This window comes from Streptomyces anatolicus, assembly GCF_019400875.1.
Taxonomy (GTDB): Bacteria; Actinomycetota; Actinomycetes; order Streptomycetales; family Streptomycetaceae; genus Streptomyces; species Streptomyces anatolicus.
This window is the reverse complement of sequence record NZ_WMBF01000175.1, coordinates 1-12,739: the sequence shown is the minus strand read 5'-3', so window position 1 is coordinate 12,739 and position 12,739 is coordinate 1. Positions and strand designations below refer to the sequence as shown.

General features: G+C 70.5%; 7 protein-coding genes. 6 read left to right on the top strand and 1 reads right to left on the bottom strand.

The window, feature by feature from the left end; translation table 11 throughout:
* The 6 genes from GKQ77_RS17350 to GKQ77_RS17325 form a co-directional block, all read left to right on the top strand.
* Positions 1 to 2,799, top strand: a 2,799-nt coding sequence (locus GKQ77_RS17350; RefSeq protein WP_219689683.1) for a type I restriction endonuclease subunit R, incomplete at its 5' end; no start/stop codon positions are given.
* Between the two features lie 5 nt (positions 2,800 to 2,804).
* Positions 2,805 to 3,581, top strand: a complete 777-nt coding sequence (locus tag GKQ77_RS17345) for a M48 family metallopeptidase (RefSeq protein WP_308117695.1) — start codon at positions 2,805 to 2,807, stop codon at positions 3,579 to 3,581.
* Positions 3,582 to 3,739: 158 nt separating this feature from the next.
* Complete coding sequence (locus GKQ77_RS17340; protein WP_219689682.1) at positions 3,740 to 4,669, top strand: serine hydrolase; 930 nt, start codon at positions 3,740 to 3,742, stop codon at positions 4,667 to 4,669.
* 163 nt (positions 4,670 to 4,832) lie between these two features.
* Positions 4,833 to 8,546 (top strand): ABC transporter ATP-binding protein, encoded by a 3,714-nt coding sequence (locus GKQ77_RS17335; RefSeq protein ID WP_219689681.1) that lies wholly within the window; start codon positions 4,833 to 4,835, stop codon positions 8,544 to 8,546.
* Positions 8,547 to 8,646: 100 nt separating this feature from the next.
* Positions 8,647 to 9,078 carry a hypothetical protein gene (locus GKQ77_RS17330; protein ID WP_308117694.1) on the top strand — a complete coding sequence of 144 codons (432 nt, stop codon included), beginning with the start codon at positions 8,647 to 8,649 and terminating at the stop codon, positions 9,076 to 9,078.
* A gap of 89 nt (positions 9,079 to 9,167) precedes the next feature.
* Positions 9,168 to 10,601, top strand: coding sequence for a serine protease (locus tag GKQ77_RS17325; RefSeq protein ID WP_219689680.1), 1,434 nt, complete (start codon positions 9,168 to 9,170; stop codon positions 10,599 to 10,601).
* Between the two features lie 59 nt (positions 10,602 to 10,660).
* Here the strand turns inward: GKQ77_RS17325 and GKQ77_RS17320 are convergent, their stop codons facing one another.
* Positions 10,661 to 12,463 (bottom strand): glycoside hydrolase family 3 protein, encoded by a 1,803-nt coding sequence (locus GKQ77_RS17320; RefSeq protein WP_219689684.1) that lies wholly within the window; start codon positions 12,461 to 12,463, stop codon positions 10,661 to 10,663.
* Between the last annotated feature and the right edge of the window lie 276 nt (positions 12,464 to 12,739).

Here is a 12,739-nt window from a genome sequence, read left to right as displayed (position 1 = left end):
CGTCCCCTCACCGAACAGCAGAAGCTCGTCGGTGTCGTGCTGCGTCGGGCGGCGTTGCTCAACGTCGTACGTCACTACATCATCCCGCTGCCCGTCGAGTCCGATGACGGGGCTGTACGGCTCGTCAAGGCAGTCGCCCGGCACCAGCAGTACCGAGCGGCCGAGAAGGCCGTACGCAGACTGCTGACCGGCAAGACCCGGCCTGAGACCGGCGACGAGGACGAGCGCGGCGGGGTCATCTGGCACACCCAGGGCTCTGGCAAGAGCTTGACCATGACGTTCTTGGTGCGTCGGATCCATCTGCATCCCAGTCTCAGCCGGTTCATGGTCGTGGTCGTCACCGACCGGACCCAGCTGCAGCGTCAGTTGACGCGGACGCTGAAGCTCAGCGAGTCCGATGTTGAGACGGCCACCACGCGTACGCAGTTGGAGGGGCTGCTGCGGGACGGAGGGCCACGCGTCGTCTTCGGGATGATCCAGAAGTACGGTGCCGGGCTGACCTTCTCCGGGGAGGCCGAATCGGAGGCCGACGACCGGAATCTCGTAGCGGAGTTCGAGCAGGCCAAGAAGGCGAGGAAGGCCAGGGGGAAGGGCAAGGGCAAGAAACGGGAACCCGACTTCCCCGAGTGCAGCACCTCATCCGACATTCTCGTCCTCGTCGACGAGGCCCACCGCTCACACACCAGCTTCCTGCACGCCGCCCTGCGCAAGGCGATCCCCAACGCCGCGAAGATCGGCTTCACGGGAACGCCCATCGTCACCGGCCGGGAGGAGGACACCCGGCGGATCTTCGGGCGCGGGCACTCCGAGCGCGGCTTCCTCGATGAGTACCGGATGGAGGACGCCGAGCACGACGGTGTCGTCGTACGTATCCGCTACGAAGGGCGCACCGGGGAGGGCGAGGTCCGGGACGGGGCGAGCCTCGACCGGAACTTCGACGACTTGGTGCGGGACCGCAGCCCTGAGGAGCGGGCAGCCCTGCTCAGACGCTGGCCAACCGAGCGGGACGTTGCCGAGTCCGTGCCGATGATCGCGGCGAAGGCCGACGACATGCTGGAGCACTGGGTGACAACAGTGTTGTCCAGCGGGGGCTTCAAGGCCCAGGTCGCGGCCGTGAGCCGTAAGGCGGCCGTGCAGTACCACCACGCACTGCGCGCGGCGCGCGATCGGCTGCTTGCCGAACTTGACGGGTACGACCCTGGGTCTGTAGCGGGTATCCCGCCGGAGAAGCTCGAAAAGCGGCTTCGGTATCTCCATGAAGCGTACCGATTCCGGTCACTGCTTCGCCGGATCGACTTCGTGCCGGTCATTTCGTCGAGTGCCGACGACAAGCGCGGCCGGTGGGCCGAGTGGACCGATGGCAAGCGGCAGGAGGCGTACATTGAGCGCTTCCAGAAGGGGTTCCCGCAGCCGACGCCGGAGCCCGAGTGGGTGGCAACGACGCCCTTGTACCCGCCACCTGCGCCGAGTGACGGGCACCATGGCGCAGGCTCGGGGAGCGGCAACGCTCCCTGGTCCGAAGCCTCGGCAGGTGAACAAGAAACCCAGCGGCGGACCGTTCCCGACCCTGTGCATCCGGAAAGCCCCATCGCCTTCCTGATCGTGAAGTCCATGTTGCTGACGGGGTTCGACGCCCCGCGCGAGCAGGTGCTCTACCTGGACCGGCCGATCAGGGACGCCGAACTGCTGCAGGCGGTCGCTCGCGTCAACAGGCCCTACCCGGGCAAGGAAATCGGGTACGTGGTGGACTACTACGGCGTCTTCAAGCACCTCGCCGAGGCGCTGGACGGATACCGGAATGCCGATGTCGACGACACCATGCGCAGCATGTCCGAAGAGGTCGACGCCCTGAAACCGGCCGCCGACACCGTGCGTGCCTTCCTGCTCCGGAACGGCGTCACGGACGCGGACTTGTCCGACCCCGTCCGGCTGCGGGACGCCCTGGCGCGGTTCGACGCGGAAGACATCCGGTTCGGCTACGACGAGGTCCTGCACGCGTTCCTCGCCACCATGGAACGTGTACTGCCCCACGAAGAAGCGCTCAACTACGTGGCGGACGCCCGGCGGTGGGCCCTGCTTCAGAAGCGCATCCGTCGCCTGCATCGGGACGGCGAGGGCGGGACCTTCACGATGCGTCGTTACGGGCGCAAGGTCCGGGCCATGATCGCCGACCATCTGGAAGGGCCCGATATCGAGCAGGCGATCCCGCCGGTCTCGATCGCCGCGTACGGCTTCGACGACGCGGTGCGCGCGCTGCCGGCGAAGGACGCCGCCGCTGAGATGGGGCACGCGCTCCGCTTCCATCTGGAGGAGCGCGTCAAGCGGGAGGACCCCGAGAAGTACACCCGCCTCTCCCAGCGGCTCGAAGAGATCCTGCGGGAGATCCCCGGACGCTTCGAGGAACAGGCGGAGAAGTTCAGGGAGCTGATCGACGAGGCCAGGCAGGAGGACGAGGAGGACCCCGCGCTCGCCGGTCTCTCCCCTCTGGAACAGAAGGTCTACCGCCTGGTGGAGCAACTCGTGGCGGACAGCCCCGGTATTCGCCAGACGGAGGACGACGTCCGGCCGCTCGTGGCCGCGGTCTGCGACACAGCGGCCCACATCATGGCCAAGGCCTCATACCAAAGGCAGCACCAAGACATCACCAATCTCGCCAGTGCCCTCCACACCGACTTGCTCAGGGGGGGACTGAGGCCCACCGGAGGCGACTGGACAGCCTTGGAGGCGGCGGCTCAGCGTCTCGCCGCGTACGCGCAGGACAACCGGGCGAGATTCCTGGGCAGGGTCCGGGGAGAATAGAGGGTGTGACCGTTCGCGCCGAGAATCAGACCGCTCCTGTCGACGGTGAGCTGCTCACCGTCGACGGCTTGGCCCTGCGGATGCGGGTCAGCCCGCGCAGGAAGAGGTTTGCACTCACCGTCACCCCCGATGCCAGTCTCGTCCTGCACGTGCCCGGAGAGCGGACGGCCCGGGAGGCGGAGAGCTTTGTACGCGGGCACCGGTCGTGGCTGGTCACCAAGCTCGCGGAGCGGGAACGTGTCCGGCCGGTCAACGTGGCGAAGCGGTTGGTCGACGGGGAACTCTTCCGCTATCTAGGCAGGACGTACCGGCTCGCCCTCTCGGACGGCGAGGAGGCGGACGTCCGGGTCCGGCTCATGGCTGGGCGGCTCGTCATGGGACGGGCAGTGGCCGAAGACCCGGAGGCGGGCCGGGCGGCGCTGGTCGACTGGTACTGCCGGACCGGCCGGGTCTGGACGCGGCACCGGCTCCAGCCCTGGGCAGCCCGGATGGGGGTGGCCGAGCCGAGGCTTGAGGTACGAGACCTCGGACAGCGGTGGGGTTCCTACCGACCGCCGGGTGAAGCGGGGCAACGGGGCCTGATGAGCCTGGGATGGCCGCTCTTCCAGCTCCCCATGCACTTGATCGACTACGTCATCGCGCATGAGCTGGCGCACGTGGCCGTGCCAGGACACCGTGCGGATTTCTGGCGGCTCGTGCGGATTGCCCTGCCCGAATACGAGCAGCGCAGAGCGGATCTGGATGAGCTGGGGCGGCGCATGTGGATGGGGGAGATCGCTTAGCGTCGGTGGCTGCTCCGGCCGGCTTGGTCGGCGGTCTTTGGTGCTGCCTTTCGTGCAACCATCGCCGGTGTCGGTGAGTCATCTGGTGCAAGCGCGCAGGGGGCGCGCTGGTACGGACCCCGAGGGTCTTGTACTGCCCAAGGGGATGGGAAGAATCCATGACTCACCCGACATCCGGGATATCCCGGCGTGCCCGCCTGCTCTCCGCAGGCCTTGCCGCCGGAGTGCTCGTGCCGCTCGGCGCCGCCGCGCCCGCCGTCGCCGCGCCCGCGCCGACGGTCACCTGCACCTCGGCTCAGGCCGGCCTCGCCGCCAAGCTCACCAAGGACATCACCGCCGCGCTGAAGAACCGCAAGGGGACCGTCGCGATCGGCCTCCGCGACCGCACCACCGGCACCACCTGCACCCTGCGCTCCACCACCTCGTTCGACTCGGCCAGCATCGTCAAGGCGACCGTCCTCGCCACGCTCCTGTGGGACGCGAAGAAGACCGAGCGCAAGCTGACCGAGCGCGAGTCGGACCTCGCGCACGCCATGATCACCCAGTCCGACAACGCGGCGACCAGCACGCTCTGGCGCCAGCTCGGCACGGGGAAGATCAACGCCTTCCTCAAGGCCGCCAAGATGACGAAGACCGTGCCGGGGTCCGGCGGCTACTGGGGCCTGACCCGGATCAACGCGGCCGACGAGCAGAAGCTCCTCGCGCTGATCACCGCCGAGAACTCCGTCCTCAGCGACAACGCGCGCGCCTACATGCTGAAGCTGATGGGCAAGGTCGTCTCCTCGCAGCGCTGGGGCACCCCGGCGGGGGCGCCGGCCGGGGTCTCGATACACGTCAAGAATGGCTGGCTGCAGCGGTCGACCCACGGCTGGCGCGTGCACAGCATCGGCGCGTTCAAGGGCGGTGGGCATGACTACACCATCTCCGTGCTCACGCACGGGAACAGCACCATGAATTACGGGGTCACCACGATTCAGGGCGTGGCCAAGGCTATTCATAAGGATCTTGCTCCTCGGGCGTCGGCGGGCGGGCGGTATGTGCCTACGGATACGCCGCGTGAGGCCTTTGTGGCTGTTCCGGGCAGCTGAGTCTCCGGGGGACAGCGGGCCCGTCGACCTGGTGCGGGAGCGCTGTGGCTGGGCGCGCAGTTCCCCGCGCCCCTTCGGGGTGCCTCCTTCCAGCGCGGCGGGATGAAATCCGGGTCCCGCCGCGTTGGGCCTCTCGGCAGGTCAGGTCTACGGGAGGCAGCACGTGACAGAGCAACGGGGATGGGCGCGGCGGCTCAGCGGATACGCGTGGCGGTATCCGAAGGACGTCGTGCTCGCGCTCGGGGCCTCGCTCGCCGGCATGGCCGTCATGGCCCTCGTCCCCCTGATCACCAAGGTGATCATCGACGACGTCATCGGGGCGGACGGCCAGGGCGGCGGACGCTCCATGGGCCCCTGGGCGGGTGCCCTCATCGGCGCCGCCGCCCTCGTCTACGTCTTCACCTACATCCGGCGGTACTACGGCGGCCGCCTCGCCCTCGACGTCCAGCACGACCTGCGCACCGAGATGTACGGGACGATCACCCGGCTCGACGGGCGGCGCCAGGACGAGCTGTCCACCGGGCAGGTCGTCGGGCGCGCCACCAGCGACCTCCAGCTCATCCAGGGCCTGCTCTTCATGCTGCCGATGACCATCGGCAACATCCTGCTCTTCGTGATCTCGCTGGGGATCATGGCCTGGCTCTCGCTGCCGCTCACCCTCGTCGCCCTCGCCGTCGCCCCCGCCCTGTGGTTCATCGCCCGCCGCTCCCGCACCCGGCTGCACCCCGCCACCTGGTACGCGCAGGCCCAGGCGGCGGCCGTCGCCGGAGTGGTCGACGGCGCCGTCAGCGGCGTACGCGTGGTGAAGGGGTTCGGGCAGGAGGACCAGGAGACCGGCAAGCTCCGCGAGGTCGGGCGCAGGCTCTTCGCCGGGCGGCTGCGGACCATCCGCCTCAACTCCCGCTACACCCCCGCCCTCCAGGCCGTCCCGATGCTCGGCCAGGTCGCCATGCTCGCCCTCGGCGGCTGGCTCGCCGTGCGCGGGGAGATCACACTCGGTACGTTCGTCGCCTTCTCCACCTATCTCGCGCAGCTCGTCGGGCCTGTGCGCATGCTCGCCATGGTCCTCACCGTCGGGCAGCAGGCCCGCGCGGGCGTCGAGCGTGTGCTTGAGCTGATCGACACCGAGCCGAGCATGAGCGACGGGACGAAGGAGCTGCCCGCCGACGCCCCGGCCACCGTCGAGTTCGACGAGGTCGGGTTCGCGTACGAGGACGACCGCCCCGTCCTCGACGGGCTGACCTTCCGGATAGCCCCCGGCGAGACCCTGGCCGTCGTCGGCTCTTCCGGCAGCGGCAAGTCGACCGTGTCGCTGCTGCTGCCCCGCTTCTACGACGTGACGCACGGCGCCGTCCTCATCGGCGGCCACGACGTGCGCGAGCTGACCCTCGACTCGCTGCGCTCCGCCATCGGGCTCGTCCCCGAGGACTCCTTCCTCTTCTCCGACACGGTCCGCGCGAACATCGCGTACGGCCACCCCGACGCCACCCAGGAGCAGATCGAGACCGCCGCGCGCGCCGCCCAGGCCGACCGGTTCATCGCCGAACTGCCCGACGGGTACGACACCACGGTCGGCGAGCACGGCCTCACCCTCTCCGGCGGCCAGCGCCAGCGCATCGCGCTCGCCCGCGCCATCCTCACCGACCCCCGCCTCCTCGTCCTCGACGACGCGACATCGGCGGTGGACGCGCGCGTGGAGCACGAGATCCACGAGGCGCTGCGGGGCGTCATGGCCGGACGGACCACCCTGCTCATCGCCCACCGCCGCTCCACCCTGGGCCTCGCCGACCGCATCGCCGTCCTCGACGACGGGCGCCTCGCCGACCTCGGCACCCACGAGGAGCTTCAGGAACGCTCGCCCCTCTACCGCCGCCTGCTCACCGACCCCGACGAGCTGGGTGGCGTGTCGCCCGGCCACGCGTACCCCGCCGACGTGCCCGAGGACACCTCGATACGCGACGAGCTGGACGCCGAGTTCGACGCCGAGCGCGGCATCACGCCCGCCCTGTGGAGCGGGGACCGGGAGCCGCAGGACACCGCTCTGTCCGGGATGCCCTCCACGCCGGAACTGCTCGCCCAGGTCGAGGCGCTGCCCCCGGCCGACGACAAGCCCGGCATCGACGAGGCACGCGCCGTCACGCCCGAGGAGTCGTACAACCTGCGCAGGCTGCTCGGCGGGTTCGGTCTTCCGCTGCTTCTGAGCCTGCTGCTCGTCGCCGTCGACGCGGGCATGGGACTGCTGCTCCCCGTCCTGATCCGGCACGGCATCGACGAGGGCGTCAACCAGCTCGCGCTCGGCGCGGTCTGGGTCGCCTCCGGGATCGCGCTGGCCGCCGTCGCCGTGCAGTGGGTGGCGCAGACCGGCGAGATGCGGATGACGGGACGTACGGGCGAAAGGGTGCTGTACGCGCTGCGGCTGAAGATTTTCGCCCAGTTGCAGCGGCTCGGGCTCGACTACTACGAGCGTGAGCTGACCGGGCGCATCATGACCCGGATGACCACGGACGTGGACGCGCTTTCGACGTTCCTGCAGACGGGTCTCGTCACCGCCTTCGTCTCCGTCGTGACCTTCTTCGGGATCATGGTCGCGCTGCTCGTCATCGACGTGGAGCTGGCACTCGTCGTCTTCGCGACGCTGCCGGTGCTGATCGTCGGCACGTACTTCTTCCGCAAGTCGAGCGTGAAGGCGTACGAACTGGCGCGCGAGCGGGTGTCGGCCGTCAACGCCGACCTCCAGGAGTCCGTCGCCGGGCTGCGCATCGTGCAGGCGTTCCGGCGCGAGCGCTCGGGTGCCGAGCGGTTCGCGCGCAACAGCGACAGCTACCGCAAGGCCCGCATCCGCGGCCAGTGGCTGATCTCCGTGTACTTCCCGTTCGTGCAGTTCCTGTCGTCCCTCGCGGTCGTCGCCGTGCTGATCGTGGGCGCGGGCCGGGTGGAGGCGGGCACGCTGACGACGGGCGCGCTCGTCGCCTATCTGCTCTACATCGACCTGTTCTTCGCGCCCGTGCAGCAGCTCTCGCAGGTCTTCGACGGCTACCAGCAGGCCACCGTCTCGCTCGGCCGCATCCAGGAACTGCTCCAGGAGCCGACGTCCACCAAGACCGCCGACGAGCCGCAGGACGTCCGCGCGCTGCGCGGCGAGATCGCCTTCGAGGACGTGCGGTTCGCGTACAACGGCGAGGAGGCGGCCCTCACCGGCATCAGCCTGCGGATCCCCGCCGGGCAGACCGTCGCCTTCGTCGGTGAGACCGGCGCGGGCAAGTCGACGCTCGTCAAGCTCGTCGCCCGCTTCTACGACCCCACGAGCGGGCGCGTGACCGTCGACGGCACCGATCTGCGCTCCCTGGACCTCACCGCGTACCGCCACCGCCTCGGTGTCGTGCCGCAGGAGGCCTATCTCTTCGCGGGCACGGTCCGCGACGCCATCGCCTACGGCAGGCCCGACGCCACCGACGCCGAGGTCGAGGCCGCCGCCCGCGCGGTCGGCGCGCACGAGATGATCGCCACCCTCGACGGCGGTTACCTCCACGAGGTCAGCGAGCGCGGCCGCAACCTCTCCGCGGGCCAGCGGCAGCTGATCGCGCTCGCCCGCGCCGAGCTGGTCGACCCCGACATCCTGCTCCTCGACGAGGCGACCGCCGCGCTCGACCTCGCCACCGAGGCGCAGGTCAACCACGCCACCGACCGCATCGCGGGCAAGCGCACCACCCTGGTCGTCGCCCACCGCCTCACCACGGCCGCCCGCGCCGACCGCGTCGTCGTGATGGCCGACGGGCGCGTCGCCGAGGACGGCACGCACGAGGAACTGCTCGCGCGGGAGGGCCGGTACGCGCGCCTGTGGCGGACCTTCGTGGGGGAGCCGGTGGAGACGGCCTGAACCGCGGCAGCAGAAAAGGCGGGGTTTCCCGCAACCGTCCGGGCGGTGGGCTGCGTCCGTACACCAGTACGCTGATGCCGCTGTGGCGGGAGGGGAAACTGTGAGCAGTGGTCGCGGCCGTGGCCGCATACGACGGCGGCTGACGTTCGGCACCGCCGGACTCGCCGCCGCCCTTCTGCTCGCCCTGGCGGGCCCCGCTGCCGGCACGGCCCACGCGGCAGGCCCGGCCAAGGCCGCCGCCCTCGCGGGACCGTGCGCCGGGCACAAGGTGCGCACGCTTCCGTTCAGCACGGGCCGGATCGAGGTCTTCAAGACCCGGGGCTTCGTCTGCGCCGTCACGATCGCCAAGCGCACCGGCGCCCGCAAGGCCATGTCGGTCAGCGTCCAGGCGCGCGGCAGCCGCCCCGCCCGCGACCAGGGGCGTTACACCCACCGGGCGGGCCCGGTCGTGGTCCACGCGGGAAACCGCTGCGTGCGGGTGACGGGGAAGGTCAGCGGGCGCGGGGCCAGTTCGGGCTGGATCCTCTGCTGACGCCTGCGGGCCGCCGGCAACTCCCTCTGGTGCGGACCCAGTTGCTCCGTTAGGTTCCGGGGCATCGCTGTGTCGACAGGGGAGGGTGCATGCGCAGGGTGCTCAGATGGGTGTTGTCGCTCGTGGTGCTGATAGGCACGGTGAGTGCGGCCGGAGCGGCGGCCGCCGCCGGGGAGCGGCCGCTGGCCGGCGAGCGGGCCACCACCACGAAACCGGACATCAAGGACAAGCTGCTCGCCATCCCCGGCATGAGCCTCATCGAGGAGAAGCCCTACCCCGGCTACCGCTTCTTCGTCCTCAACTACACCCAGCCGGTCGACCACCGGCGCCCCACCAAGGGCACGTTCAAACAGCGCGTGACGGTCCTGCACAAGGACACGAGCCGCCCGACCGTCTACTACACCAGCGGCTACAGCGTCTCCACGAACCCCAGCCGCCGCGAGCCGACGCAGATCGTCGACGGCAACCAGATCTCCATGGAGTACCGCTTCTTCACTCCCTCGCGTCCCGAACCGGCCGACTGGTCCAAGCTCGACATTTGGCAGGCCGCCACGGACCAGCACCGCATCTACCGGGCGCTCAAGCCGATCTACGGCAAGAAGTGGCTGGCCACCGGCGTCTCGAAGGGCGGCATGACCGCCACGTACTACGAACGCTTCTACCCGCGTGACATGGCAGGCATCGTCTCCTACGTCGCGCCGAACGACGCGGTCGACAAGGAGGACTCGGCCTACGACAGGTTCCTCGCGCACGTGGGCACCAAGGAGTGCCGCGCCCGGATCCAGGCCGTGCAGCGCGAGGCCATGGTGCGCAGGGAGCCGCTGTCGAGGAAGCTCGCCGCGTACGCCGAGGCGCAGGGGTACACCTTCAAGACCGTCGGCACGCTGGACAAGGCGTTCGAGGCCGTCGTGATGGACCTCGTGTGGGGCTTCTGGCAGTACCAGCCCGCCGCCACCGCCTGCGGCACGATCCCCGACGCGGCCACCGTGAGCGACCAGGAACTCTTCGACTACGTCGACTCGGTGGGCGGCTGGTCCTCCTACACCGACCAGGGACTCACGCCGTACACGCCGTACTACTACCAGGCGGGCACCGAACTCGGCGCGCCCACCATCAAGCAGCCCTGGCTCGGCGGCCTGAGCCGCTACGGCTACCAGCCGCCCCGGAACTTCGTGCCGCGCGAGATCCCGATGACGTTCGACCCGCGCGCGATGCGGGACATCGACACGTGGGTGCGGCACCAAGCGCACCGGATGATGTACGTGTACGGCGAGTACGACCCGTACGGCGCCGAGAAGTTCCGCCCCGCGCGGGGCGCCCGGCACGACAACCACGTCCTCACGGCACCCGGCGCCCACCACGGGGCGACCGTCTCGCAGCTCACCCCGGCCGAGAAGGCGAGGGCCACGCAGCGGATCCAGGAGTGGGCGGGGGTGCCGTCCGCTTCGGGCAAGCCGCTGGCGGCGTACGACGCGAAGCTGGACCGGCGCGACGTGAAGAAGGAGCAGACGCTGAGGCCGTAGGGGCGGACCATTCAGCCCCTCCGGCGTTTGAGGAGCGGGGTCCGGGCGCTTCGTATGCCTCAGTACGTCAGCCCGTGCCCGATCGGGTACAGCACCCGCGCCGGATCGTCCGCCCGCCGCACCGGCACCGGCAGCCGCCCCTGGGGTGCGACACGGCCCGCGATCACCCGTGCCGCGGCGCGCAGTTCGACGTCCGTCCAGGAGTAGGAGGCGAGGGCGGCGTCGACGGGGGGCAGGTGGGCCACGTCGTACGGGTTGCGGATCGCGAGGGCGACGACGGGGACACCGGTGGCCTTGAGGGCGGCCACCAGGGCGGTCTGCCCGTCCTCGCCGCCCGCCGGAGCGGGGCCGGTGGTGGCCTTGTCCAGGGTGGCGTTGGCGGCCTGGGTGTTGTCCCTCGCCGTGGCGGTGTGGGTCGAGACGTTGTACGTCGCCACGAGTACCGCGTCCTTGCCCTGGGCGGCCGCCACCGCCTTCTCGACGGCCGTGCCGTCGGGGGACGTTCCGGTCGAGAGCGCCGTGGCGGTGAAGCCGAGTGCGGCCAGGGTGTCGGCGAGGACCGAGGTGGGCGGGCCCGTCGTGCCGGACGGGGAGCGGGGGTCGGCGCCGACCACGAGGACGTCGCGGTGGGTGTGGGGGGAGAGCGGCAACAGGGCGCTGTCGTTGTGCAGCAGGGTGGTGGTCGCCTCGGCGATGCGGTCGGCGGCGGCGAGGTGGGCGGGGGTGCCGACGGCGGCCGTCACCGCGTCGACCGTTCCCGTGGTCTCCGGGATGTCGGCGGAGGGGTTCTCCTCATCGTCCAGGAGACCCGTCAGGAGGCCCACCTTCGCCTTCATGCGCAGCACCCGCAGAACCGACTCGTCGATGCGCTCCTCCGTCAACTCCCCGTCCCTGACGGCCTGGAGCACCGCCTCCCACGCGACTTGCGGCTGCGGCGGGTTGAGCAGCTGGTCCACGCCCGCGCGCAGCGCCAGTACGGCCACGCGGTCGTCGCCGTACTTCGTACGGACGCCGCGCATCGCCAGCGAGTCGGTGGCGATGACGCCGTCGAAGCCGAGTTCCTCGCGCAGGACGCCCGTCACGATCGGGCGGGAGAGCGTCGCCGGGTCGCCCGAGGGGTCGAGCGCGGGCACCACGATGTGCGCGGTCATCACGGAGTCGACGCCCGCGGCGATCGCCGCGCGGAAGGGCGGGGCGTCGATACGGTCCCACTCCTCGCGGGTGTGGTGGATGTGCGGCAGCTCGGTGTGGCTGTCGTCCGTCGTGTCGCCGTGTCCGGGGAAGTGCTTGGCCGCGCTCGCGATGCCCGCGCTCCGGTACCCCTCGATCTGCGCGGTCACGAAACCGGCGACCGCCTCGGGGTCGGCGCCGAAGGAGCGTACGCCGATGACGGGGTTGGCGGGGTCCACGTTCACATCGGCGTCCGGGGCGTGGTCCTGGTGGATGCCGAGGGCGCGCAGCTCGGTGCCGGCGATGCGGGCGGCGTCGCGGGCGTGCGCGTGCGAACCGGAGGCGCCGAGGGCCATCGCGCCGGGGAGGAGGGTCGCGGGGGCGCCGATACGGGCGACGATGCCGTGCTCCTGGTCGACGGAGATGAGTACGGGAACGGGGACGCGCTGGGTGGCGGCCGCCGCCTTCTGGATGCCGCGGGAGAGGGCGGCGATCTGGTGCGGGTCGCGGGTGTTGTGGGCCCAGCCGAAGTAGATGACGCCGCCGAGGTGGTAGCGGGCGATCAGCTCGGCGGCGTCGCGGACGCCGGACTCCCTGAGGTTGGTGTCGACGTCGGAGGGGTCGGGGTCGGTGGCGGTGTGTCCGTACACGTGCATCACGAAGAGCTGGCCGACCTTCTCCTCCAGGGACATGGTGGAGATGAGGCGGCGGAGCCTGTGGTCGTCGTGGGGCACGGGTGTTCTCCTGCGGGGCGGAGGAAACGTTCGGGGTTTCACGGATATCCCGAAGATTTCCGCCGGTCAAGGAGGGCGGAGGCGGGGCCGTCACCGGTGCGGTGTGAAGGGGGGCGGGCACCGGTGACGGCGGGCTGCCGGGCCGCAGGCGGCGGAGAGGGAGGTCAGCGCTCGCAGCCAGCAGCGATGCCGACACCGCCATACGGAGACGCAACGGCAGCGTGCCGGTTGGAC

Excerpts from the sequence above, each read along its gene's own strand:
- GKQ77_RS17340 (WP_219689682.1), top strand. The coding sequence starts at position 3,740 with ATGACTCACCCGACATCCGGGATATCCCGGCGTGCCCGCCTGCTCTCC.
- GKQ77_RS17325 (WP_219689680.1), top strand. The coding sequence starts at position 9,168 with ATGCGCAGGGTGCTCAGATGGGTGTTGTCGCTCGTGGTGCTGATAGGC.
- GKQ77_RS17320 (WP_219689684.1), bottom strand. The coding sequence starts at position 12,463 with ATGTCCCTGGAGGAGAAGGTCGGCCAGCTCTTCGTGATGCACGTGTAC.